Below are 24291 nucleotides of genomic sequence, written 5' to 3'. Positions count from 1 at the left end.
GTGATATCATGGTTACAAATTTCAGAAGGGCAGCAGTCAGTTTTCCTTTTGGAGAAGAGATTGAGGAGGTTTCACAGTATGAGTAAAAAAGAGTTGGTTCTTCGTGCCATTCGAGGTGAAAAAGTTGAGCGAATCCCTGTAGGATTCTGGCTCCATTATGTGACTCAAGAAGAAAAAGAGTTGGGGCTAGACAATCCAGCCGTACTTGAAAAAAGTATCAAAGGACACCAACACTATGTCGAAGAAATATCTCCTGATTTTGTCAAGATTATGAGCGATGGCTTTTTCCGCTATCCGAGTGTCCTTTATTCTAGAGAGATCACATCGATCCAAGAATTGAAGGACATTCAACCGATTGGAGAGAATCATCCTTGGATTGAGCAACAAATTAAAGTCGTCAAGGAAATTCGTTCCCATTTCCATGAGGAGATCGCTTCTTTCTACAATATCTTCTCGCCTATTTCCTATTTGAAGCGCTGGTTCCGAACGGATCAGTCCCGTGGGGATCAAGTGATCGCAGACTTTATTAAGGAAGATCCAGAAACCTTGGCTCATGTTCTTGACGTGATTGCAGGAGACATCGCCATTCTTAGTCGTCGCTTGATCCAAGAAGCAGGTGTGGAAGGAATTTACTTCTCCACCCAGCAGGTCCAAGATGAGCGCGTGACCCAAGAAGAATACCGTAAGATCATCGAACCGAGCAACATTGCTGTCCTAGAGGCAGCCAATGAAGCTGGTGGGATCAATATCCTTCATATCTGTGGCTTTGAAGGAGCCAGTAATGAAGTGGAACTCTTCAAGGATTATCCAGCTCAAGTCATTAACTGGGCGACCCATCATGAAGGGTTGAGTCTAGCAGAGGGAAGAAAACACTTCGGCAATCGTGCCGTCTTGGGTGGTTTTGTCAATGGCAAGAAAGGCTTGCTCTACAGAGGTGAAAAAGAAGCGATCGAGCAAGAAACGCGTCGCTTGGTTGCAGAAGCAGGTAGTCGCGGTTTGATCCTTGGGGCGGACTGCACAGTGCCAGACGATTTCCAATTGGAACGCTTAGACTGGGTGCGTCAGGCAGCCGTCTTGTAAGAAGAAAGGAGAGGGAGATGAAAAAGATCAATGTATGGTGTATGGTGCTGGTAGCTTTATTATTAGTCCTAGGACTCGCAAAAGTTGCTCTAGCAAGCAGTCACGGGGAAAACAAAAAAGATCCGGATATGGCAAGAGTGGAGAAGATTCCAGCCCATAGCCTCTCCCTCATCCGCCCGTCTGATCTAGCGGGAGTCCTGCTTCTAGAAGATCAGTGATAAAAAAAGATGAAGAGCTTGATAAAAAATATATATTAGTCAAATAATTTTTGAAGTGATAAGATAACAAACAAGAAAAAGATAGAACGAGGTCAGAACATGTCTACAAAAAGAGAACTAGTCTTAAAAGCTTTTAAAGGGGAAGCGGTTGATCGTGTGCCAGTTGGATTTTGGCATCATTTTACAACAGAAGAAGAATGGTTGAAAGGATTTTCTAATCCTGAAATTATTGAAAAAAACCTCAATGGCCATAAAAACTTCCTTCACAAGGTCAAACCAGACTTTGTCAAACTCATGAGTGATGGTTACTTTGCTTATCCAAATCCAGCCATTCACAAAGGCCTTGAAAATATCTCTGACTTAGCAGGGATTGAACCACTCGGAGCAGATCATCCATGGATCACAGAGCAGGTAGAGCTCGTTAAAAAAATCCGTGCCGGTTTCGAAGAAGACATTGTGGCTATCTACAATATCTTTGCTCCGGTGACCTACTTCAAATGGTTGGTCGGAGAAGTTTCAGGAGGAGATGACTTGATCGCAAACTTTATCGATCAAGATGCTGCTACTCTTAAAAAAGTACTAGATACCATTGGCCTAGACATTGCTAGTTTGAGCCAACGGATCATCAAAGAAGCTGGAGCGGACGGAATCTACCTCAGTGTTCAAAGTATCCAAGATGCGCGCGTGAACCAAGAAGTGTACAAACAAGTCATTGCGCCAAGCGAACTTCATGTTTTAGAAGCGGCCAAGGAAGCCGGTGGCGTAAATATCCTTCATATCTGTGGCTATGAAGGGGCTCGCAATGATATCCACCTCTTCACAGATTACCCAGCCCCAGTCATTAACTGGGCAGTCGGGCCAGAGGGCATCAGCCTAGCAGAAGGACGCGAAATCTTTGGTGGGCGCACGGTTCTTGGTGGCTTTGAAAATGGTAAAAATGGTCTTCTTTACACAGGAGACAAGGCTGCCATCCAAGCAGAAACCAAACGCATCATCGCAGAAACAGGAACCACAGGCTTGGTCATCGGTGCAGATTGTACCATTCCAAGTGACATCGATGAAGAACGAATCGAATGGGTTCGGGAAGCTGCAGCAGAATAAGGAAAATAGAAAGAGGGAGAACAGAATATGAGTAAAAAAACATGGATTATCGGTGGGGTGGCCGTTCTTGCCCTTGCAGGTGCAACGATTATTGGACGGAGCTTGAACCACGCAAACGACAGCAAAGGCTCAACAGGATCGAACAAGGTAACAACCTTGAAAGTAGCCCACACTCAAAATTACGTGCCGTATGATTTCGTCGATGAAAAAGGGGAATCAGATGGTTATGAAGTAGCTGTTTTGAAAGCCATTGACGAAAAACTTCCAGACTACAAGTTTGAGTACACTGGAACGAGTGATGACGATCTCTTGATCGGTCTAGAATCTGGGAAGTACGATATCGGGACCAAAGGAGCTTGGTATACCGAAGAACGCGCTAAGAAATTCATCATTCCGGAAGAACCAATCGGAGCCAGCATCATTGGCTTTACCGTACGTAAAGAAGATGCGGATAAATACAAGAACATCGATGACTTCGCGAAAGAAAAAGGAAAATTGGTTCCAATCTCCCCACAAAATGCCCAATGGAATGTTATTAAAGAATACAATGACAAGCATAAGGACCAACAAATTGAGTTAACAGCTGCGGAATCTTTCAAAGTGGCAGATGCCTATGCATGGGTTCTGGAAGGGCGTTACGATGCCTTCTTCGACATCAAACTGTCCTTTGAAAAAGCGGTCACAGATAAAGATGGTTCTTACCACCAATATGCAGATAAACTCAGCTGGTTTGCCTACAAAGGAATTCCAACTTACCCATTGATCCACAAGGATAAGAAAAACGAAAAATTTGCGGAAGCCTACAGCAAGGCCATCAAAGAATTGGAAAAAGATGGCACACTTGCTAAACTATCAGAAAAATATTTCGGTGAAGATGTCTTCAGTTATGTAGATAAAGAAAAATAAGATGAAACTGGGTGCGTTTAGCCCCAGCTTCCTTATTTCTATCCGGATAGAGAAAGGAAAAGAAAGATGGTCTCATACGACATTTCCAAGGTCTGGTCATTTCTCCCAACCTTGGTCCAAGCCCTGCCGGCGACCCTAGCTTTGATGGTTTTAACGACGCTTCTCGGCTCGGCTTTTGGCTTGGTTTTGACCTGGGCACAGGTATCAGAAGAGAAGGTGGGAGCAGGTCTAGCAAAAGGCTATATCTTTACGCTACGTTGTACCCCTCCGATTGTCTTGCTCTTCTTGGTCTTTTATGGACTGCCCCAATTTTTAAACTGGTGGTTGGGAGTAGATATCGATCACTGGTCTAAGTTTGTCTTTGTCCTTGTGGCTATGTTTCTTCTCTTCGCGGCGATGATCTCTGAGGTCTTCAAGGCAGCCTATTTGGCAATTCCAAAAGGCCAGATGGAAGCCGGCTTGAGTATTGGCTTGACGCCAGCTCAAACTATTTGGCGGATTGTCCTTCCCCAAGCTTTTCGCGTGGCTCTTCCCAATATGACAACGGCCATCTTGAACCTCATGCGCGATGCCGCTTTGGCTTATACCATTGGCTTTATCGACATCATGGGAGCAGGAAATAACTTGATCAGCCGCAATCTCGGAAATTATTCTCTGGAGACGTATACAGCCGTAGCAGTAATCTACTGGGCGATTGCCTTGGTGATCTCCTTCTCAGCTCAACTCCTTGAGAAACGACTCAGTGTCACAGAAAGGTAGCTTATGGATTTCAATTTTATTAGTAAAACATTTCTAGCCACCTTGGGTGGTGTTCCAGTGACTCTTCTGATTATGGTCGTCTCCATTCTCTTGAGTTTTTTTCCAGCCCTCTTTTTGGCGCTCGGTCAGATTTATAAGGTTAAAGGGGTTCGCAGTTTCTCAGTGGTTTACTTGGCCTTTATACGCGCGACGCCTCCGATTCTCTTGATTCTCTTCTTTTATAGTCTCTTCCCTAGCCTCTTAAATAGCTTTTTTAAGAGCATAGGCAGTCACTTTAATGTCTTTGAGATCAATCCCATTTACTATGCCTTTATCATCTTTAGCTTGATGACGACAGGAAGTCTGGCTGAAATTTTACGGTCAGCCATTCTGACGGTGGATAAGGGCCAGCTAGAAGCAGCGCAAGCCATTGGCTTGACCAACCGCCAAGCCTATATCCGCATTGTTTTTCCACAAGCCTTGCGTGCGGCCCTGCCTAATCTGTGTAACCTGGTCATCAACTTGGTCAAAGGAACCTCCCTTGTCTTTGTCATGACCATCAAGGATATCACCGCCATTGCCAAGGTCGAAGCCTCTTATGGCTATCAATATTTTGAATCCTATTTAGTGATTTTTATTCTTTATATTGTCATTTGTGGGGTGATTCAGTGGGGATTCAACCTCTTAGAAAAACGCCTGACACTCGCATAGAAGAAGGAGAAATGAGAAGATGTTAGAAGTAGAACACGTATCGAAAAAATTTAAGGACCACCAAGTCTTGGTAGATGTTAATCTCAAGGTCAACCAAGGGGATGTCGTCGTTATTTTGGGTCCATCTGGATCAGGAAAAACAACCTTCCTTCGCTGCCTCAATCACTTGGAAAAGGCAGACACAGGCCGTTTGACTTTGGGTGGAAAAGAGTATGATCTCTCAAAGCTCAGCAAAAAAGAAATTCTAGAAATCCGCCAAAAGACAGCCTTTGTCTTCCAGCATTACAATCTCTTTGCTAATAAAACAGCGATTGAAAATATCTTAGAGGGCCTGATTGTGGCTCGGAAGATTCCAAAAGAAGAAGCCATCCAACGGGCAGAATCCGCCCTTGAAAAAGTCGGCCTCCTCGCTTATAAGGATTACTATCCTTCTCAATTGTCAGGTGGTCAGCAGCAACGGATCGGGATTGCGCGTGCCATCGCAGTGAAACCCGACGTGATCTTGCTGGATGAGCCAACTTCAGCGCTAGACCCAGAATTGGTCGGGGACGTCTTAGATGTCATGAAGCAATTGGCTCAAGAAGGCGTAACCATGGTTGTCGTAACCCATGAGATGGGCTTCGCGCGTGATGTGGCCAACCACGTCATCTTTATGGATGGCGGGCACATCATCGAAGAAAATGAACCGCATGAATTCTTCAACAGTCCAAAAGAAGAACGAACCAAACAATTCCTTTCACGGATTCTATCCGACGCCACCTACAGCGTCGAATACATGATTTGATAAGAGGCACACCCTGGTAAGGGTGTGTTTTTTTGCTTCGGAAAAATTTTTTTAAAAAATGTAAAAAATTATGTAAAAAAGTGTTGACAAAAAACCCAGTCTGCTTTATAATAATTTATGTAAACAAAAAGAGGTTGAGAAAATCTCAAAAGTTTACAGGATCAATAGTGGAAAGGAGATGGTGAAATGCTATTTCCAAAATATAGAAAACTAATTGATAAAAGAAGAAATACAAGATCAATAGTGGAAAGGAGATGGTGAAATGCTATTTCCAAAATATAGAAAACTAATTGATAAAAGAAGAAATACAAGATCCTAGCCCTCGAGGCTATTCATTTAAAAGTAAAATAAAATTATGTAAAAAACGTAAAGTAGCCAAATTGGCTACTCATTTTCAAGAATAAATTAAAATTATGTAAACTAGAGGTAACAACTATGAATAACAACTTTAACAATATGGATGATCTTTTCAATCAACTAATGGGAAACATGGGAGGTTTTCGTTCTGAAAGCCGTCGCTATATGATCAACGGTCGTGAAGTGACACCGGAAGAATTCGCTATTTACCGTCAAACTGGACAACTTCCAACTGAAGGAAGCGAGCAAGTGCAACACCATCAAGGTAAAGGCATGAAACAAGATGGGATCCTTGCAAAACTTGGTCGTAACTTGACTGAAGAAGCTCGTGAAGGAAAATTGGATCCAGTTATTGGACGTAATAAAGAAATTCAAGAAACTTCTGAAATTCTTTCTCGCCGTACTAAGAACAATCCTGTTCTTGTTGGTGATGCTGGTGTTGGTAAAACAGCCGTTGTAGAAGGATTGGCCCAAGCTATCGTGAATGGGGATGTCCCAGCTGCTATCAAGAACAAAGAAATCATCTCCATTGATATTTCTGGTCTAGAAGCTGGTACACAATACCGTGGTAGCTTTGAAGAAAATATTCAAAACTTGGTCAACGAAGTTAAAGAAGCTGGAAACATTATCCTCTTCTTTGACGAAATCCACCAAATCCTTGGTGCAGGTAGCACAGGGGATGGTCAAGGATCTAAAGGTCTTGCGGATATCTTGAAACCAGCTCTTTCACGTGGGGAATTGACCGTGATTGGGGCAACCACTCAAGATGAATACCGCAACACCATCTTGAAAAACGCAGCTCTTGCACGTCGTTTCAACGAAGTCAAGGTTAATGCTCCATCTGCTGAAGATACCTTCAAGATCCTCCAAGGAATCCGTGAATTGTATCAACAACACCACAATGTGGTCTTGCCTGATGAAGTCTTGAAAGCGGCAGTTGATTATTCTGTTCAATACATTCCACAACGTAGCTTGCCTGATAAGGCCATCGACTTGGTCGATGTGACAGCTGCTCACTTGGCAGCACAACACCCAGTGACAGATGTCCATGCTGTGGAACATGAAATTGAAGAAGAAAAAGCGAAACAAGAAGTTGCAGCTGCTAAAGAAGATTACGAAGCAGCCCTTAATGCAAAAATTCGGATCGAAGAACTTGAAAAACAAATTGCAAACCATACAGAAGATCACAAGGTGACGGCAACTGTCAATGACGTAGCAGAGTCTGTCGAACGGATGACTGGTATTCCAGTATCACAAATGGGTGCAACTGATATCGAACGCTTGAAAGATATGGGTCACCGTTTGCAAACCAAGGTTATTAGTCAAGACAAGGCTGTTGAAGCCGTTGCCAAAGCGATCCGTCGGAACCGTGCAGGCTTTGACGAAGGAAACCGCCCAATCGGTAGCTTCCTCTTCGTAGGTCCTACTGGTGTCGGTAAGACTGAGTTGGCTAAACAATTGGCCCTTGATATGTTTGGTACTAAAGATGCCATCATCCGTTTGGACATGTCAGAATACAGCGACCGTACAGCCGTGTCTAAATTGATCGGTACAACTGCCGGTTATGTCGGTTACGACGACAACAACAATACCTTGACAGAACGTGTTCGCCGTAATCCATACTCTATCGTCCTTCTTGACGAGATTGAAAAGGCGGATCCTCAAGTGATCACCCTTCTCCTTCAAGTCTTGGATGATGGTCGTTTGACAGATGGTCAAGGAAACACCGTTAACTTCAAGAATACGGTCATTATCGCTACTTCAAACGCTGGCTTTGGTTATGAGGCTAACTTGACAGAAGATGCTGACAAACCAGAACTTATGGATCGTTTGAAACCATTCTTCCGTCCAGAATTCCTCAACCGCTTCAATGCTGTCATCGAATTCTCACACTTGAGCAAGGAAGATCTTTCTAAGATTGTTGACTTGATGTTAGCAGAAGTGAACAAAACGCTTGCTAAGAAAGACATTGATTTGACAGTTACCGATGCGGCTAAAGAATATATGACTGAAGAAGGATACGATGAAGTCATGGGTGTTCGTCCACTCCGTCGTGTGGTTGAGCAACAAATCCGTGATAAGGTGACAGACTTCCACTTGGATCACCTTGACGCAAAACACTTGTTGGCTGATATGGAAGATGGAGAATTGGTTATTAAAGAGAATGGAACCTCAGAAGAATAACCGAGACATCTAGCTCCATAAACAAGAGAAAATCAGTTTGAAAAAGAAGGCTAGGAAGAAATTCTTAGCCTTTTTTATGTCAACAAAAGAAAATATATGAGGTATAGTTTTATCGTTTTTTTTCCCAGAAAGTGAAAAATGATAAAAAATAGGTATGTTTTTTCATAAATTAGTGCAAAATACAGCATGAAAATGCCTTAGAAAGCGTCTGTAAGCAAGATTTTCTTATAAATGAACAAATAAATTATATAATATATAAAAGACTAAATTTAAGGGGATAGGATGATTTTATGAAAAATCCAATTGATATTTATTCGACAAAAGATTATAAGAAAGTTGAAGCTGTCGTTCAATTGATGGTGGATGGAAAGGTGACAAGTTATAGAGTAGCGACTGAGACAGATATTAGCAAGATGAGTCTAGCTACCTTGACAAAAGGAACCAGTAAAATAAAAAACATTACCTACCAAACAGCCATGTTGTTGATTGAATGGTATGATAAAAATCATGAAAAATATGGAATCACAATCGATTAGCAAAAACCTATTTTTTATGGTTTTTTCTTTTTCTAAAAAAAGGAATCACTAGGAAAGCTGTCTGGATCGAATAGTGAGCAGACCATCTCCATCTACCGACTTATTTTTTGAAAATCAGGGGTTCATATTGAAAATCCCTATAAAATTTGCTATAGTAGAGCATATATGATTTAAAAAGGAGAAATGGTATGCAAAGTGGTACAACCTTGCTATTTATGCTTGCGCTAATGGTCGGAATGATGTTCTTCATGAGCCGTAGCCAAAAGAAACAATACCAAAAACGGATGGAAAGCTTGAACAAGCTTCAAAAAGGGTATGAAGTGATTACCATCGGTGGTTTGTATGGAACAGTTGATGAAGTAGACACTGAACGGAAAACCGTTGTCTTGGATGTGGATGGCGTATACCTCACATTTGAATTGACAGCTATTAAAACAGTTTTGCCAGTTTCAGAAGGAGTGACAGCTGGTGCAGTTGAAGGCGCTGGCGAATCAGATTCTATCATCGACGGTGAATAATAAGAAGGAGCGATCAAAAGGTCGCTTTTTTTATTTTTAGCTAGATCCCCCTAGAAAAGGGACAAGACTGCCATTTTAAGCGGATTTATGATATAATGAAGCGATAAAAACAGTGAAATAGGTAGAAAAACATGTTTCGTTTTAAAAAGAAAGAAAAGTTAAGTGTTCCCCTAGAAGTGCCCAAGCATATTGGAATTATCATGGATGGGAATGGTCGTTGGGCCAAAAAACGGATGCAACCTCGTGTCTTTGGGCATAAAGCTGGTATGGAGGCTCTGCAAGAAGTAACCATTGCAGCCAAGGAGATGGGTGTGCAAGCCCTAACGGTCTATGCTTTCTCAACTGAAAACTGGACACGTCCTCAACAGGAAGTGAGCTTTATCATGAATCTTCCAGTTGAATTCTATGACCGCTTTGTTCCAGAGCTTCACAAAAATAATGTGAAGATCCAGATGATTGGCGAGGTTTCCCGTCTTCCGAAGGAAACCTTGGAGGCTCTGGAAAAGGCAGAGGCCTTAACACGCTCCAATACAGGCTTAATATTGAATTTCGCCTTGAACTATGGAGGACGGGCAGAACTGACCCAAGCAGTCAAACAAATTGCCCAGGAAGTCCTAGATGCGCGCTTGAATCCAGGCGATATTTCAGAAGAGATGATTGCCAATTATTTGTATACCAGTAGTCTACCCAAGGACTTACGAGATCCTGACCTGATTATTCGGACCAGTGGGGAGCTTCGCTTGAGTAACTTTTTGCCTTGGCAAGCGGCCTATAGTGAGCTTTACTTTACCGATGTGATGTGGCCGGATTTTGGAGAAAAGGCCTTGCATGATGCAATAGAAGAATACAGCCATCGTCATCGACGCTTTGGTGGTGTATAGGAGAGAAATATATGAGAAAAGATTTACAGAAGCGAGTGATTTTTGGAGGAATCGCCTTAGCTTTCTTTATTCCAGTCGTCCTTATTGGAGGAGTTGTTTTTCAGATTGTAGTGGGACTCATCGCTATGTTGGGTGTTCATGAATTGCTGAAGATGAAAGGATTGCAGACCGAAACCATCGAAGGAGCCTTGGCTATGCTAGCAGCTCTTGTGTTGGCTCTGCCTTTAGAAAGTTACCTCCCTTTCTTGCCAGCAGGTGGGAATTTCATCGCCTACGGCCTTTTGGTCTTATTATTGATGGGGACAACTGTCTTGGCGCAAGGCTATACCTATGACGAGGTTGTCTATCCGATTGCTTCAAGCTTTTATGTTGGCTTTGGCTTCCATGCCTTGATTCAAGCGCGCTTAGCAGGTGTGGATAAAATTCTTTTGGCCCTCTTTATTGTTTGGGCAACGGATTCAGGGGCCTACTTCATTGGGAGCCAGTTCGGTAAGAAAAAACTCTTGCCAAGAGTATCGCCCAATAAGACTGTTGAAGGAAGTCTAGGCGGGATCGCTTGTGCTGTCGTCGTGACGCTGATCTTTATGATACTAGATCGTACTGTTGCGGGATCTTACGGTTGGGTGACCATGATTCTCTTTACTATTCTTTTCAGTATAGCAGCTCAGTTTGGTGACTTAGTTGAAAGTGCCATCAAGCGCCATTTTGGAGTGAAAGACTCTGGCCGTTTTATTCCTGGCCACGGTGGTGTCTTGGATCGATTCGATAGCTTGATTTTTGTCTTCCCACTGATGCTATTCTTCGGTCTGTTTTAAACAGAAATCATCCAATCATCAGATAAAACGAAGGAGCGTGTATGCAATTTATTGCCTTTATTATCATTTTTGGCGTCATTGTCCTAGTGCATGAGTTCGGTCATTTCTATTTTGCAAAAAAATCAGGTATCCTAGTCCGCGAGTTTGCGATTGGGATGGGGCCAAAGATTTTTGCCCATGTAGGCAAGGACGGAACAGCCTATACCATTCGAATCCTTCCATTGGGGGGCTATGTCCGAATGGCAGGTTGGGGCGAAGACACGACAGAGATTAAGACAGGAACTCCTGTCAGTCTAACCTTGAACCCTGAGGGAACAGTTGTTCGGATTAACCTTTCTGGAAAAAATATCGACCAGACAGCTCTTCCCATGAATGTCACAGATTTTGATTTTGAGGATAAACTTCAAATTACAGGAATCGTCATCGAAGAGACCAAAACCTATCCTGTCCACCATGATGCAACCATCGTTGAGGAAGATGGGACAGAAGTACGGATTGCTCCTCTGGATGTGCAGTATCAAAACGCTAGTATCTGGGGACGTCTCATTACCAACTTTGCTGGTCCAATGAACAATTTTATCTTAAGTATTGTCGTGTACTCTCTCCTTGCCTTTATGCAGGGAGGTGCAGTGGACTACTATAGCAACCATGTTCGGGTCGTTCCCCAAGGAGTGGTGGCTAAGGCTGGTTTGAAAGACAATGACCAGATCGTTCAAATCAATGAATACAAGGTCTCCAACTGGGATGAGTTGACAGATTCTGTCCAGAAGGCGACCCGTAACCAAGGGAAAAATCCAGAAGTAACGATTACCTATGAACGAGACGGGAAAACTCAAAAAGTGACGGTTCAACCAGAAGAAGATGGGGGACGGTATTATATCGGTGTGACCAATGCTGTCAAGACAGGCTTCCTAGATAAGCTTTTCTCAGGTGTGACAGATACCTGGTACACAGCAACTCGTATTTTGACGGCCTTGAAGGATATCATCTTCCACTTTAGTTTGAACAAGTTGGGTGGTCCGGTAGCGATCTACAAAGCTAGTTCGCAAGCTGCGGAGCTAGGACTTCCAGCTATCCTATCCTTGATGGCCATGCTGTCTATTAATATCGGAATCTTTAACTTGATTCCTATTCCGGCTTTGGATGGTGGGAAAATCTTGATCAATCTGATCGAGCTTGTTCGTAGAAAACCTCTTAAACAGGAGGTAGAAACCTACTTGACCCTTGCTGGAGTGGCGGTCATGGTTATCTTGATGATTGCTGTGACTTGGAACGATATCATGAAATTATTTTTGAAATAGAAAAGGAATGAATCTGAATGAAACAAAGTAAAATGCTTATTCCAACACTTCGCGAAATGCCAAGTGATGCGCAGGTCATCAGCCACGCTTTGATGCTCCGTGCTGGTTATGTTCGTCAAGTATCAGCAGGTGTCTACTCTTACCTACCACTTGCCAACCGTGTAATCGAAAAAGCTAAGAAGATCATGCGTCAGGAATTTGATAAGATTGGTGCCGTTGAGATGTTGGCTCCGGCCCTTCTCAGCGCTGACCTTTGGCGCGAATCTGGCCGTTATGAAACTTATGGGGAAGACTTGTACAAATTGAAAAATCGTGAGAAGTCAGATTTTATCTTGGGGCCAACTCACGAAGAAACTTTCACAGCTATTGTCCGTGATTCTGTTAAGTCTTACAAGCAGTTGCCACTGAATCTCTACCAAATCCAACCCAAGTACCGTGATGAAAAACGTCCTCGTAATGGACTTCTTCGTACTCGTGAGTTCATCATGAAAGATGGTTACAGCTTCCACGCTAACTATGATAGCTTGGATGTGACCTATGATGAGTACAAGGCAGCCTATGAGCGTATCTTCACTCGCAGTGGTTTGGACTTCAAAGCCATCATCGGTGACGGTGGAGCCATGGGTGGTAAGGATAGCCAAGAATTTATGGCCATTACTCCTTCTCGTACAGACCTTGACCGTTGGGTGGTGTTAGACAAGTCTGTTGCATCATTTGACGAGATTCCTGCAGAAGTGCAAGAAGAAATCAAGGCAGAATTGCTCAAATGGATGGTTTCTGGTGAAGATACCATTGCCTACTCAAGTGAGTCAAGCTATGCGGCCAACTTGGAAATGGCAACCAACGCCTACAAACCAAGCAACCGCGTTGTGACGGAAGAAGAGGTGACTCGCGTGGAAACACCAGGTGTCAAATCAATTGATGAAGTCGCAGCATTCTTGAACATCTCTGAAGAACAAACCATCAAGACCTTGGTTTATATCGCAGATCAAGAGCCAGTTGTAGCTCTACTGGTTGGCAACGACCAACTCAATGAAGTCAAGTTGAAAAACCACCTTGGAGCAGACTTCTTGGAACCTGCAACTGAGGCAGAAGTGAAAGAATTGTTGGGAGCTGACTTTGGTTCTCTTGGTCCAGTCAATCTTCCAGAAACTGTCAAAATTATTGCAGATCGCAAAGTGCAAGATAGCCGCAATGCTGTTGTGGGTGCTAACCAAGATGTTTACCACTTGACGGGTGTGAATCCAGGCCGTGACTTTACTGCCGAATATGTGGATATCCGTGAAGTGCGTGAGGGTGAAATCTCTCCAGATGGACAAGGTGTTCTCAACTTTGCGCGTGGGATCGAGATTGGTCACATCTTCAAACTTGGTACTCGCTACTCAGCAAGTATGGGTGCAGATGTCTTGGATGAAAATGGCCGTGCTGTGCCAATCATCATGGGCTGCTATGGTATCGGTGTGAGTCGTCTCCTTTCAGCAGTCATGGAACAACACGCTCGCCTCTTCGTTAATAAGACACCAAAAGGTGAATACCGTTACGCTTGGGGAATCAACTTCCCTAAAGAATTGGCGCCGTTTGATGTGCATTTGATTCCAGTAAATGTCAAAGACGAAGCCTCTCTTGAATTGACTAGCAAGATCGAAGACCAATTGGTCAAGGCTGGCTACGAAGTCTTGGTGGATGACCGTAACGAACGTGCAGGTGTTAAATTTAGCGATAGTGACTTGATTGGTTTGCCAATCCGCATCACTGTTGGGAAGAAAGCAGCTGACGGTATCGTAGAAGTGAAAATCAAAGCTTCAGGAGACACGATTGAAGTGCATGCAGACAACCTGCTTGAAACCCTTTCAATTTTAAATAAATAAGCAATAGTAGAAGGCTAGGATGCTCAACACCCTAGCCTTCTTTTTTGTAAGCTGAGCCAGCTAGACGAAAGGACCTTCTGACAGTCGAAAAGTTAGGCGAAATATGATAAAATAAAGGCTAGTAATTCGTCAGGGAGAAATCATGTCAACTAGCTTTGAAATTTTAATGAATCAGTTAGGGATGCCTTTGGAAATGCGTGAATCAGGCGCTTTTGAAGGGGCTGAAATCCAAGAGGTCATCGTCCATAAGCTCAGTCGTGTTTGGGAATTTCGTTTTGTTTTTGCCGAAATTCTTCCCATCACGATTTTTCGGGAGCTCAAAAACCGCTTGGCTGAGGAGTTTTCAAAGACAGGCAATCGAGCGGTGTTTGAGATTCAGGTAAAGAATCCAACTTTTAGTGAGGAGCTCTTGCAAGCCTATTACCAGGAAGCTTTTGAAGATGGTCCCTGTGCGAGCCAGGGCTTTAAGAGCATGTATCAACACTTGCAGGTTCGTGCACAGGGAGAAGAGCTGATCATTAGTGGCCCTTCATCTGTGGATACGGAGCATCACCGGAAAAACCATCTGCCAAATCTTGCTAGTCAATTGACCAAGTTTGGTTTTCCTCATTTTCAGTGTCGGGTAGAAGCTGATGACCAGTTGACAGAAGAACTCCAACAGGCCTTCGAAGCTGAGAAGGATCAAATCTTCCAAGCAGCCAACGAAGAAACTTTGCGGGCTATGGAGTCCTTGTCTCAAATGGCTCCTCCACCAGCAGAGGAAAAACCAGCCTTTGATTTCAAAGCCAAAAAGGCTGCGGCCAAGCCTAAGCTGGATAAGGCAGAGATCACTCCTATGATTGATATCACGACAGAAGAGAACCGCATCGTTTTTGAAGGGGTAGTCTTTGATGTCGAGCAAAAGGTAACTCGGACAGGTCGAGTCTTGATCAATTTCAAGATGACCGACTATACCTCCAGTTTTTCGCTCCAGAAATGGGCTAAAAATGAAGAAGAAGCTCAGAAGTTTGATATGATCAAGAAAAACTCTTGGTTACGGGTTCGTGGGAATATCGAGGTCAATAGCTTTACACGAGATTTGACTATGAATGTTCAAGATGTTCAAGAAGTGGTCCACTATGAGCGTAAGGATCTGATGCCAGAAGGCGAGCGTCGGGTCGAGTTCCATGCCCATACCAATATGTCGACCATGGATGCCCTACCTGAGGTAGAGGAGTTGGTCGCAAAAGCAGCCAAATGGGGCCACAAGGCAGTTGCTATTACCGATCATGGCAATGTGCAGTCCTTCCCTCATGGTTACAAGGCAGCTAAAAAAGCTGGTATCCAACTCATCTATGGGATGGAAGCCAATATCGTTGAAGACCGTGTACCGATTACCTACAATGAAGTCGATCTAGACCTTCATGAAGCGACCTATGTGGTTTTTGACGTGGAAACGACAGGACTCTCAGCAATTTACAATGATCTGATTCAGGTTGCCGCGTCTAAAATGCACAAGGGCAATATCATTGCTGAATTTGATGAGTTTATCAATCCAGGGCACCCCATTTCCGCCTTTACAACGGATCTGACAGGCATTACCGATGACCATGTTCGCAATGCCAAACCTTTGAAACAGGTCTTGGAGGAGTTCCAGGAATTCTGCAAGGATGCGGTTTTGGTTGCCCACAATGCCACTTTTGACGTGGGCTTCATGAATGCCAACTATGAGCGTCATGGCCTTCCCAAAATCACCCAGCCAGTAATTGATACGTTAGAGTTTGCTCGGAACCTTTATCCAGAGTACAAGCGTCATGGTTTGGGCCCCTTGACCAAGCGGTTTGGGGTTGCCTTGGAACACCACCACATGGCCAACTATGATGCAGAAGCGACGGGTCGCTTGCTCTTTATCTTTATCAAGGATGTAGCAGAAAAGCATGGCGTGACTAATCTTGCCAAGCTGAATTTGGATTTGATTAGTCCGGATTCCTACAAAAAGGCTCGGGTCAAACACGCAACCATCTATGTCAAGAACCAGACGGGCTTGAAAAACATGTTCAAATTGGTCTCCCTTTCCAATACCCAATATTTTGAGGGAGTTCCTCGGATTCCGCGAACAGTTTTAGATGCCCACCGGGAAGGTTTAATCCTGGGAACGGCTTGTTCTGAAGGAGAAGTCTTTGACGCGGTCGTCTCTCAAGGAGTTGATGCGGCAGTGGAAGTGGCCAAGTATTATGACTTTATTGAGGTCATGCCTCCAGCCATCTATGCGCCCCTCATTGCTAAAGAGCAGGTCAAAGACATGGACGAGCTCCAGACTATCATCAAGAGCTTGATTGAGGTGGGAGATCGCCTTGGCAAGCCAGTCCTCGCGACAGGAAATGTCCACTACCTTGAGCCCGAGGATGAGATTTATCGAGAAATCATTGTCCGCAGTCTTGGGCAAGGGGCCATGATTAACCGGACCATCGGTCATGGAGAAAACGCCCAACCTGCACCCCTACCAAAAGCCCATTTCCGTACAACCAATGAAATGCTGGATGAATTTGCTTTTCTAGGGGAAGACTTAGCACGAAAACTGGTCATTGAAAACACCAATGCTCTGGCAGAAATCTTTGAACCTGTCGAAGTGGTTAAGGGGGACCTCTATACCCCATTTATCGACAAGGCCGAAGAAACGGTTGCCGAATTGACCTATCAGAAGGCCTTTGAAATCTATGGCAATCCGCTACCTGATATTGTTGATTTACGGATTGAAAAAGAATTAACCTCTATCCTGGGGAATGGCTTCGCCGTGATCTATCTGGCTTCCCAACTCTTGGTGCACCGTTCCAATGAACGGGGCTACTTGGTTGGTTCCCGGGGATCTGTTGGATCCAGTTTCGTTGCGACCATGATCGGGATTACCGAGGTTAATCCGCTCTCTCCTCACTATGTCTGCGGGGAGTGTAAATACAGTGAGTTTATCACGGATGGTTCTTATGGTTCAGGATTTGATATGCCCAATAAGGACTGTCCAAACTGTGGTCACCAACTCAGCAAAAACGGCCAAGACATTCCGTTTGAGACCTTCCTTGGTTTTGATGGGGACAAGGTACCCGATATTGATTTGAACTTCTCAGGGGAAGACCAGCCGAGTGCCCACTTGGATGTTCGCCATATCTTTGGGGAAGAATATGCCTTCCGGGCAGGAACAGTAGGTACGGTTGCGGCCAAGACGGCCTATGGGTTTGTTAAAGGCTATGAGCGGGACTATGGCAAGTACTACCGAGATGCAGAGGTAGAACGTCTGGCCCAAGGTGCTGCTGGAGTCAAACGGACGACCGGTCAGCACCCAGGGGGAATCGTTGTTATTCCTAACTACATGGATGTCTATGACTTCACCCCTGTTCAGTATCCAGCAGATGATGTGACAGCCGAATGGCAAACCACTCACTTTAACTTCCACGATATCGATGAGAACGTTCTCAAGCTCGATGTCCTGGGACACGATGATCCGACCATGATTCGCAAACTTCAGGACTTGTCAGGCATTGATCCAAACGATATTCCTATGGATGATCCTGGTGTCATGGCTCTCTTCTCAGGAACCGATATCTTAGGAGTCACACCGGAGCAAATCGGTACCTCAACCGGTATGCTGGGAATCCCAGAGTTTGGGACCAACTTTGTTCGGGGAATGGTGGATGAGACCCATCCAACCACCTTTGCCGAGTTGCTTCAGCTGTCAGGGCTGTCTCACGGTACCGACGTGTGGTTGGGAAATGCCCAAGACTTGATCAAGGCGGGAATTGCCGACCTATCGACCGTTATCGGCTGTCGGGACGATATCATGGTTTACCTCATGCACGCTGGCCTAGATCCAAAAATGGCCTTTACCATCATGGAGCGGGTGCGGAAAGGCATGTGGCTCAAGATTCCTGAAGAAGAGCGCAATGGCTATATCGAGGCCATGAAGGCTAACAACGTCCCAGAATGGTACATCGAGTCTTGTGGAAAAATCAAGTATATGTTTCCTAAAGCCCATGCGGCAGCCTACGTTATGATGGCCTTGCGGGTGGCTTACTTTAAGGTTCATCATCCGCTCTACTATTACTGTGCTTACTTCTCAATCCGTGCCAAGGCCTTTGATATCAAGACTATGGGTGCAGGCCTAGAAGCCGTGAAAGCGCGGATGAAGGAGATTGCTGAAAAACGCAAGAACAACGAAGCTTCCAACGTAGAAATTGACCTTTACACGACGCTTGAAATTGTCAATGAGATGTGGGAGCGAGGTTTCAAGTTTGGCAAGCTAGATCTCTATCGTAGTGATGCGACGGAATTCTTGATCGATGGAGACACCCTTATCCCACCATTTGTCGCCATGGATGGATTGGGAGAAAACGTCGCCAAGCAGATTGTACGAGCTCGCAAAGAAGGAGAATTCCTATCTAAAACAGAGTTGCGCAAACGTGGCGGCGTCTCCTCAACCCTGGTGGAAAAGATGGACGAGATGGGAATCCTTGGCAATATGCCAGAGGATAACCAGTTGAGCCTCTTTGATGATTTGTTCTAATTTAAAGTCAACTTGTTCAAATAAGCCGACTAAGTTTCATCTAATTAAGACTTAACAGTAAAACCAGTAGAGATGATTTTTTATGATTTTCATTTCTACTGGTTTTTAGATATGATAGAGTATAAGTAAGTTTTTATCCAAAGACTAAAACTTTAGGAAGTTATATATTGAAATTATCAAAAATGATTGCTATAAATTACTAATAATGATACTCTCAAACAAGAGTAAGCTTAATGGAAGTAGTGTTTGCTATACCTTAATAACTTTTCGATATGGAATGGAGATAAGTATGATTTTAGGTGAAACTTATAGGAAAATAAGAGAAGAAAAGGGGATTTCTATTTCTTCATTAGCAGGTGCTGAAATTTCAAAATCTCAAATATCTAGATTTGAATTAGGAGAAACAGAGATTTCTGTCTTTAAGTTATTGTATCTTCTTGAAAGAATAGGAGTAACACTAGAAGAATTTCTGCTTATCTGTAATCATTATCAACCTTCGGATTTTAATACCTTAATAGCTTCTGTTAAACAGGCCGCATATAATGAAGATGCTCAAGCATTACTAGATATGGTAGAGAAAGAAATAGAACTTTTTCATGAGACAAATTCTCATTACCATAAATTAAATGCTATTTTCATCGAAAGTATTGTTTCGGGAATGGATAAGAATCATCAATTGAGTCGTCAAGACGCCTCTTATCTTACAAACTATTTATTTTCCGTTGAAAACTGGGGTTATTACGAAACGCTCATCCTTGGAAATTGCTGTCGTGTTCTATCTCCAGATTTATTATTTAGATATGCCAAAGAGGCGCTCAAAAAAGGGAAGTTGTATAGTCCTATACCTAGAAATAGACAATCTCTCATTCAACTACTTCTCAATTCTTTGATTATAATGATTGAGAACGACTTATATGAGGAATCTTTATTTTTAAAACAGGCTACGAAGAATATATTAGCGGATTCCACAGATTTTTTTGAACAAACTATTTTGCTATATTTAGATGGATATTTGGAACTGAAATTCTATCATAATCAAAAATCACTTTTAAAAATCAAAGAAGCTTTAAAAATTTTCGAACTCTTCAATAAAACAATCTACAAAAATTACAAACAATACTTTGAGAAACACATCATTCATTTAGTAGACTAGGCCATTTATCTATAAGGTAATAACGTGATCAAACTCTTCCAATATTTCTGGATTTTGATCATGAGTAATGACAATAACAATTGCATCTTTAATGGATAGAATGTAGTCCATTATTTCTTTTGCTTTTATTGGATCAAGGTTACTTGTAGGTTCGTCAAATATATAAACTGAATATGTTTTGACTAAAAACCTAGCTAAATCAATTCGTTGCTTTTCTCCTTCTGAAATGATTTTGTTTGATTGAGCTAGGTTTTTACGAAGGAAGTCTTCATTAAAACCTAAGGATTTTCTTAATTTTTCAGTTAAATGAAGGTTTCTAGCCAATTTGATATTCTCTAGAATATTGCCTTCAATTAGAAAGTCATTTTTTTGCACAAACGCAATATCTTTATATAACTCCTCTGAGGGAATATCAATATTCTGTTTTCCGTTGATTTTTATTTCTCCATCATAAAGATTTTTTGGATAATAATTTAGTATTAATTTTACTAAAGTTGTTTTCCCAGTTCCTGAAGCACCGATAATGGCATAGCGCTTGCCTTTTTTAAATTCATAGGAAAAATGATCAAATAATATTCTATTTTCAATTTCATAATATAATTGGCTAATAGAAATAGTCGAAATGTTATCACAATCAATTGTACTTGTTTTATGGAAAGTTCCATGATTTGTCTCATATAGATTTTCTTGGATATTATCAATAATGGACTTGCTACTGCTGATTAAATTTTTATTGTAAAGAATAGATTGTAATGGAGCAAAAACACCGTTTAATAATTGAATACTTGCTACTAGTAGTCCAATAGTCAGTAAGTTATTTCTTACAAAAAAGATACCAGCGACCATACAGGATAGTTGAGAGCCAAAACTTAGTAAAATTCCAGTAGTTGAAGCTAAGTCTTTTAAGAATTGATATGTCTTTCTGGACTCTTCAAATTCTAAACTGATTCCCTGAATTTTTTCTTGGGTCCAGCTTTGAATATTTAATAACTTAATTTGTTCAAAACCATTAATAAAGTTTGTCATTTTTGACAAATAGTGACTATTTTGTAGGGAATAATTATTAGTTGCTTTAGTCATTAACTTTCCAGGAATTTGAGATAGAAAAATCGTTATACTCGACAATAAAAGAAAGACTAATGCTAATCGCCATTCTATATAGATAATGGCAACAACACTCATGATAAGGGTCCCTAAATTTGCAATTAGAGAGATTCTAGGAATCAATAAATTTTCTTGAATAAGGTCACTATTTTTGGTGATATTATTTAAGAAATCTGAATGGTTACGGTTGTCAATTTGGTTAAATTCACGCGATAAATAATGTAATAAGAGACCCTTTTTTAGATCTATAATAACTTTTTTTACATATTGATTTTTAAGATAGGAATAAGAACAAGAGATAAAGAACCACAGTAAAATTAAACTTACACAAATAGTGATATGAAAGAGTAATCCACTATTTGAATTAGTTATACTATCAAGTATTCTTCCTAATTGAAGAGAGAAGAATGTCATTAAAAGAGCACTTGTCAAACTTAATAAAATAATCAAGAAATATAGTAATTTATATTGTTTCATAATCTGGTTCATATTTTTCACCTCTTAATCTATGATAGCAACATTATATTCTAAAACTAAAACTCAGGCTGAGATCTCCCATATTTGGGACATTAATTTTATTTCTTTACTATATTTTAGCTAACAGCTATCCATTGTATATCCAATGAGTTTACATTAGCCTTATGTTTTGTTATAATAATCAATAGAAAGAAGGTGAGAATATGTCTAAGACGAGTATGAGTATTCGTTTGGATAGTGAGGTTAAGGAACAGGCTCAACAGGTTTTTAATCATTTAGGGATGGATATGACAACAGCCATCAACATTTTTCTCCGTCAGGCTATTCAATATCAGGGCTTACCTTTTGATGTTAGAATAGACGATAATCGGAAATTGCTTCAAGTAGTAACGGATGTAGATCAAAATCGGAATATGAGTCGGTCTTTTGAATCTGTCTCAGACTTGATGGAGGACTTGCGTGCTTAAGATTCGCTATCATAAACAGTTTAAAAAAGATTTTAAGTTGGCAATGAGGCGTGGATTGAAAGCAGATTTGTTAGAAGAAGTCTTGCATTTTCTGATTCAAGAAAAAGAACTTCCTGTCAGATATCGTGACCATCAACTGACCAACTCCAAGCATTTTCAAGGTGTTCGTGAGTGTCATATCCAGCCGGATTGGCTTTTGGTGTATAAAGTGGACAAGGATGAATTGATTTTAAACTTGCTGAGGACAGGAAGTCATAGTGATTTGTTTTGATGGATTCAAGGATCCTCGCTCGTTTTGAGGTTGGCTAATGATAGAAAAGAAAAAAAGAGCAACACCCTGGAAGTCAGGGAAAGTCATTTCCATTCGCCTACGGAATGGCGTCTATGTCTTAGCGCAAATGGTCCGAGAGCCCTATCTGGTATTTTTTAACCATTTTAAGGAGGAAAATAGTTGGAAGGGAGTGACCTTGAAAGAGGAGAATATTCTCTTTTGTAAAGCAGTCACTCGTCAGTTTCTACGCTATAGTCCTGTAACGATTGTCAAAGATCTTGAGCCTCTGTTAGATTATCGGCTACCTAAAGAATGGATTTACAGCCATATGGGAGGGCATCCGATTACGGTTTCGGTGAAGGGACGGGAGCGCCAAGTAGCTGGTTTTGGCCAACGGCTTTCCTTAGTTCAGGCGGATAAGGAAAGTGGCCTACCAGAGGATAATCCTCTAATGGGACTCTTCCAAGCCTATATCTTACCAGATATCCAAGAGAAAGATTGGGAGCGGGTAGGTCAGGCTGAGCTCATGTCCATCGAAGTCTTTCCGACGCTCAATGAACGTCTTTATCTCTGCTTTCTCCATGGGAAAAATGTGAATCCAGAGCTAGATATCTCTTTGGGAAAGCCCCTGCCCGATGATTATGAAACCTATATCGATATTCTTACCAACAGCCCAGAGGCAAGACGCCTCTATCTAGGTGAGGAGGATGACTAAGAAAGGAATGGAACGATGAGAGTAAAAATTTTTGCAGAAGACAAACCTGCTCAAAAAACATTTAGCTATCAATTAGAGCTAGATACCGATACAATTTTAAAAGTCACTGGCTTGGTCTGCTCCACTGTCGTGGTAGCAAATCTCTTGTCACTCTTAAAGGATTAATATAGAAAAGGATTGAAAAATGGTTTTACCAAATTTTAAAGAAAACTTAGAAAAATATGCTAAATTGTTGGTTGCGAACGGAGTTAACGTGCAGCCTGGCCATACCTTGGCTTTGAACATCGATGTGGAACAAAGAGAATTAGCCCACTTGATTGTGAAGGAAGCCTATGCCTTGGGGGCGCACGAAGTCATTGTCCAATGGGCGGATGACTTCACTAATCGGGAAAAATTCCTCCATGCCCCGATGGATCGCTTGGACAATGTACCTGACTACAAGATTGCAGAGATGAACTACCTCTTGGACCACAAGGCGAGTCGCTTGGGTGTTCGCTCGTCTGACCCAGGTGCTTTAAATGGTGTCGATGCAGAGAAGCTTTCTGCCTCTGCTAAGGCTTTGGGCATGGCCATGAAACCCATGCGCATCGCCACTCAGTCTAATAAGGTCAGCTGGACAGTTGCTGCTGCAGCAGGGTTAGAATGGGCGAAGAAGGTCTTCCCAAATGCGGCTAGCGATGAAGAAGCAGTGGATCTCCTGTGGGATCAAATCTTCAAGACCTGCCGGGTTTACGAAGAAGATCCAGTCAAGGCTTGGGAAGAGCATGCTGCTATTCTCAAGAGCAAGGCAGAGATGCTGAACAAGGAGCAATTCTCAGCCCTTCATTACACAGCGCCTGGAACAGATTTGACCCTTGGTTTACCGAAAAACCACGTTTGGGAATCAGCCGGAGCTATTAATGCCCAAGGCGAAGGATTCTTGCCAAATATGCCGACAGAAGAGGTCTTCACAGCTCCTGACTTCCGTCGCGCAGAAGGTTATGTAACTTCTACAAAACCGCTTAGCTACAATGGGAATATCATCGAAGGGATCAAAGTGACCTTTGAAAATGGAGAAATTGTAGATATTACAGCTGAAAAAGGCGATCAAGTCATGAAAGATTTGGTCTTCAAAAACAAGGGAGCGCGTGCCTTGGGTGAATGTGCCCTCGTACCAGACCCAAGCCCAATTTCCCAATCAGGCATTACCTTCTTTAACACACTCTTTGATGAAAATGCCTCTAACCACTTGGCCATCGGAGCAGCCTATGCAACTAGTGTAGAAGGTGGCGCAGAGTTCACAGAAGAAGAACTCGAAGCAGCCGGCCTTAACCGCTCAGATGTCCACGTCGACTTCATGATCGGCTCAAGCCAAATGGATATCGACGGCATCCGAGAAGACGGCACCCGCGTCCCAGTATTCCGCAACGGAGATTGGGCAATATAGGGAGCAGGACAGAAATCGGTAGACGCAGTCTCGATTTCGTAGTCCTGCCCCCGCACAGTTGATTAGGAAGTACGAGTACCGTAGGTAGGAGTAGTTCCAATCAACCACTGCGCCGAGAGACAGAAATCGGTAAACGCAGTCTCGAT

The 24291-nt window shown here is 42.6% G+C and carries 22 protein-coding genes; 21 read left to right on the top strand and 1 reads right to left on the bottom strand.

All coding sequences use genetic code 11. From position 1 onward, the window contains the following. Positions 1 to 78 precede the first annotated feature (78 nt). From DW930_RS08485 to DW930_RS08410, 16 genes are all read left to right on the top strand, one after another. On the top strand, positions 79 to 1080 hold the full coding sequence (locus DW930_RS08485; RefSeq protein ID WP_123159786.1) for a uroporphyrinogen decarboxylase family protein: 1002 nt from the start codon (positions 79 to 81) through the stop codon (positions 1078 to 1080). A gap of 17 nt (positions 1081 to 1097) precedes the next feature. Then, positions 1098 to 1298: a hypothetical protein gene (locus tag DW930_RS08480; protein ID WP_123159785.1), complete on the top strand. Its 201-nt coding sequence runs from the start codon at positions 1098 to 1100 to the stop codon at positions 1296 to 1298. 99 nt (positions 1299 to 1397) lie between these two features. Further along, a complete protein-coding gene (locus DW930_RS08475; protein ID WP_123159784.1) occupies positions 1398 to 2399 on the top strand; it encodes a uroporphyrinogen decarboxylase family protein in 1002 nt (333 codons plus the stop codon). 27 nt (positions 2400 to 2426) lie between these two features. Beyond that, positions 2427 to 3305, top strand: coding sequence for a transporter substrate-binding domain-containing protein (locus tag DW930_RS08470; RefSeq protein WP_123159783.1), 879 nt, complete (start codon positions 2427 to 2429; stop codon positions 3303 to 3305). Between the two features lie 66 nt (positions 3306 to 3371). Continuing rightward, positions 3372 to 4064 carry an amino acid ABC transporter permease gene (locus DW930_RS08465; protein ID WP_123159782.1) on the top strand — a complete coding sequence of 231 codons (693 nt, stop codon included), beginning with the start codon at positions 3372 to 3374 and terminating at the stop codon, positions 4062 to 4064. Between the two features lie 3 nt (positions 4065 to 4067). Further along, a complete protein-coding gene (locus DW930_RS08460) occupies positions 4068 to 4754 on the top strand; it encodes an amino acid ABC transporter permease (RefSeq protein ID WP_006595037.1) in 687 nt (228 codons plus the stop codon). A 19-nt stretch (positions 4755 to 4773) separates the two neighbouring features. After that, positions 4774 to 5538 (top strand): amino acid ABC transporter ATP-binding protein, encoded by a 765-nt coding sequence (locus DW930_RS08455; protein WP_006595036.1) that lies wholly within the window; start codon positions 4774 to 4776, stop codon positions 5536 to 5538. Between the two features lie 435 nt (positions 5539 to 5973). After that, positions 5974 to 8079, top strand: coding sequence for an ATP-dependent Clp protease ATP-binding subunit (locus DW930_RS08450; protein WP_123159781.1), 2106 nt, complete (start codon positions 5974 to 5976; stop codon positions 8077 to 8079). Between the two features lie 290 nt (positions 8080 to 8369). Next, entirely contained in the window at positions 8370 to 8615 is a 246-nt protein-coding gene (locus DW930_RS08445; RefSeq protein ID WP_023022151.1) for a hypothetical protein, read from the top strand. Between the two features lie 188 nt (positions 8616 to 8803). Beyond that, on the top strand, positions 8804 to 9133 hold the full coding sequence (gene yajC, locus DW930_RS08440; protein WP_023022152.1) for a preprotein translocase subunit YajC: 330 nt from the start codon (positions 8804 to 8806) through the stop codon (positions 9131 to 9133). A 131-nt stretch (positions 9134 to 9264) separates the two neighbouring features. After that, positions 9265 to 10014 carry an isoprenyl transferase gene (locus tag DW930_RS08435; RefSeq protein WP_023022153.1) on the top strand — a complete coding sequence of 250 codons (750 nt, stop codon included), beginning with the start codon at positions 9265 to 9267 and terminating at the stop codon, positions 10012 to 10014. A gap of 11 nt (positions 10015 to 10025) precedes the next feature. After that, on the top strand, positions 10026 to 10829 hold the full coding sequence (locus tag DW930_RS08430) for a phosphatidate cytidylyltransferase (protein ID WP_023022154.1): 804 nt from the start codon (positions 10026 to 10028) through the stop codon (positions 10827 to 10829). A gap of 41 nt (positions 10830 to 10870) precedes the next feature. Beyond that, positions 10871 to 12130, top strand: a complete 1260-nt coding sequence (gene rseP, locus DW930_RS08425) for an RIP metalloprotease RseP (protein ID WP_123159780.1) — start codon at positions 10871 to 10873, stop codon at positions 12128 to 12130. A 17-nt stretch (positions 12131 to 12147) separates the two neighbouring features. After that, positions 12148 to 13998 (top strand): proline--tRNA ligase, encoded by a 1851-nt coding sequence (locus DW930_RS08420; RefSeq protein ID WP_123159779.1) that lies wholly within the window; start codon positions 12148 to 12150, stop codon positions 13996 to 13998. Positions 13999 to 14140: 142 nt separating this feature from the next. Beyond that, on the top strand, positions 14141 to 18532 hold the full coding sequence (locus DW930_RS08415) for a PolC-type DNA polymerase III (RefSeq protein ID WP_123159778.1): 4392 nt from the start codon (positions 14141 to 14143) through the stop codon (positions 18530 to 18532). A gap of 289 nt (positions 18533 to 18821) precedes the next feature. Beyond that, entirely contained in the window at positions 18822 to 19685 is an 864-nt protein-coding gene (locus DW930_RS08410; protein ID WP_123159777.1) for an Rgg/GadR/MutR family transcriptional regulator, read from the top strand. A gap of 9 nt (positions 19686 to 19694) precedes the next feature. Here the strand turns inward: DW930_RS08410 and DW930_RS08405 are convergent, their stop codons facing one another. Further along, on the bottom strand, positions 19695 to 21278 hold the full coding sequence (locus tag DW930_RS08405) for an ABC transporter ATP-binding protein (RefSeq protein WP_123159776.1): 1584 nt from the start codon (positions 21276 to 21278) through the stop codon (positions 19695 to 19697). 191 nt (positions 21279 to 21469) lie between these two features. Between DW930_RS08405 and DW930_RS08400 the strand changes: the two genes are divergently transcribed. The 5 genes from DW930_RS08400 to DW930_RS08385 are packed head-to-tail and all read left to right on the top strand — an operon-like array spanning position 21470 to position 24145. Further along, positions 21470 to 21733 (top strand): type II toxin-antitoxin system RelB/DinJ family antitoxin, encoded by a 264-nt coding sequence (locus tag DW930_RS08400; protein ID WP_023022160.1) that lies wholly within the window; start codon positions 21470 to 21472, stop codon positions 21731 to 21733. Further along, positions 21726 to 22004, top strand: coding sequence for a type II toxin-antitoxin system YafQ family toxin (locus DW930_RS08395; protein ID WP_023022161.1), 279 nt, complete (start codon positions 21726 to 21728; stop codon positions 22002 to 22004). The genes DW930_RS08400 and DW930_RS08395 overlap by 8 nt, the downstream gene beginning before the upstream one ends. A 37-nt stretch (positions 22005 to 22041) precedes the next feature. Beyond that, positions 22042 to 22719 carry a hypothetical protein gene (locus DW930_RS08390; protein WP_123159775.1) on the top strand — a complete coding sequence of 226 codons (678 nt, stop codon included), beginning with the start codon at positions 22042 to 22044 and terminating at the stop codon, positions 22717 to 22719. Positions 22720 to 22734: 15 nt separating this feature from the next. Continuing rightward, positions 22735 to 22884 (top strand): hypothetical protein, encoded by a 150-nt coding sequence (locus DW930_RS10470; RefSeq protein ID WP_023022162.1) that lies wholly within the window; start codon positions 22735 to 22737, stop codon positions 22882 to 22884. A gap of 19 nt (positions 22885 to 22903) precedes the next feature. Then, positions 22904 to 24145, top strand: a complete 1242-nt coding sequence (locus DW930_RS08385) for an aminopeptidase (RefSeq protein WP_023022163.1) — start codon at positions 22904 to 22906, stop codon at positions 24143 to 24145. The last annotated feature ends 146 nt before the right edge of the window (positions 24146 to 24291 follow it).

The organism is Streptococcus sp. AM43-2AT, assembly GCF_003603405.1.
GTDB lineage: Bacteria > Bacillota > Bacilli > Lactobacillales > Streptococcaceae > Streptococcus > Streptococcus ilei.
The sequence above is the reverse complement of the archived record's forward strand: the minus strand, read 5'-3'. Positions and strand labels throughout refer to the sequence as shown.

Coding starts and splice junctions, on each gene's coding strand:
- DW930_RS08485 (WP_123159786.1), top strand. CDS start 79: ATGAGTAAAAAAGAGTTGGTTCTTCGTGCCATTCGAGGTGAAAAAGTT.
- DW930_RS08480 (WP_123159785.1), top strand. CDS start 1,098: ATGAAAAAGATCAATGTATGGTGTATGGTGCTGGTAGCTTTATTATTA.
- DW930_RS08475 (WP_123159784.1), top strand. CDS start 1,398: ATGTCTACAAAAAGAGAACTAGTCTTAAAAGCTTTTAAAGGGGAAGCG.
- DW930_RS08470 (WP_123159783.1), top strand. CDS start 2,427: ATGAGTAAAAAAACATGGATTATCGGTGGGGTGGCCGTTCTTGCCCTT.
- DW930_RS08465 (WP_123159782.1), top strand. CDS start 3,372: ATGGTCTCATACGACATTTCCAAGGTCTGGTCATTTCTCCCAACCTTG.
- DW930_RS08460 (WP_006595037.1), top strand. CDS start 4,068: ATGGATTTCAATTTTATTAGTAAAACATTTCTAGCCACCTTGGGTGGT.
- DW930_RS08455 (WP_006595036.1), top strand. CDS start 4,774: ATGTTAGAAGTAGAACACGTATCGAAAAAATTTAAGGACCACCAAGTC.
- DW930_RS08450 (WP_123159781.1), top strand. CDS start 5,974: ATGAATAACAACTTTAACAATATGGATGATCTTTTCAATCAACTAATG.
- DW930_RS08445 (WP_023022151.1), top strand. CDS start 8,370: ATGAAAAATCCAATTGATATTTATTCGACAAAAGATTATAAGAAAGTT.
- yajC (WP_023022152.1), top strand. CDS start 8,804: ATGCAAAGTGGTACAACCTTGCTATTTATGCTTGCGCTAATGGTCGGA.
- DW930_RS08435 (WP_023022153.1), top strand. CDS start 9,265: ATGTTTCGTTTTAAAAAGAAAGAAAAGTTAAGTGTTCCCCTAGAAGTG.
- DW930_RS08430 (WP_023022154.1), top strand. CDS start 10,026: ATGAGAAAAGATTTACAGAAGCGAGTGATTTTTGGAGGAATCGCCTTA.
- rseP (WP_123159780.1), top strand. CDS start 10,871: ATGCAATTTATTGCCTTTATTATCATTTTTGGCGTCATTGTCCTAGTG.
- DW930_RS08420 (WP_123159779.1), top strand. CDS start 12,148: ATGAAACAAAGTAAAATGCTTATTCCAACACTTCGCGAAATGCCAAGT.
- DW930_RS08415 (WP_123159778.1), top strand. CDS start 14,141: ATGTCAACTAGCTTTGAAATTTTAATGAATCAGTTAGGGATGCCTTTG.
- DW930_RS08410 (WP_123159777.1), top strand. CDS start 18,822: ATGATTTTAGGTGAAACTTATAGGAAAATAAGAGAAGAAAAGGGGATT.
- DW930_RS08405 (WP_123159776.1), bottom strand. CDS start 21,278: ATGAACCAGATTATGAAACAATATAAATTACTATATTTCTTGATTATT.
- DW930_RS08400 (WP_023022160.1), top strand. CDS start 21,470: ATGTCTAAGACGAGTATGAGTATTCGTTTGGATAGTGAGGTTAAGGAA.
- DW930_RS08390 (WP_123159775.1), top strand. CDS start 22,042: ATGATAGAAAAGAAAAAAAGAGCAACACCCTGGAAGTCAGGGAAAGTC.
- DW930_RS10470 (WP_023022162.1), top strand. CDS start 22,735: ATGAGAGTAAAAATTTTTGCAGAAGACAAACCTGCTCAAAAAACATTT.
- DW930_RS08385 (WP_023022163.1), top strand. CDS start 22,904: ATGGTTTTACCAAATTTTAAAGAAAACTTAGAAAAATATGCTAAATTG.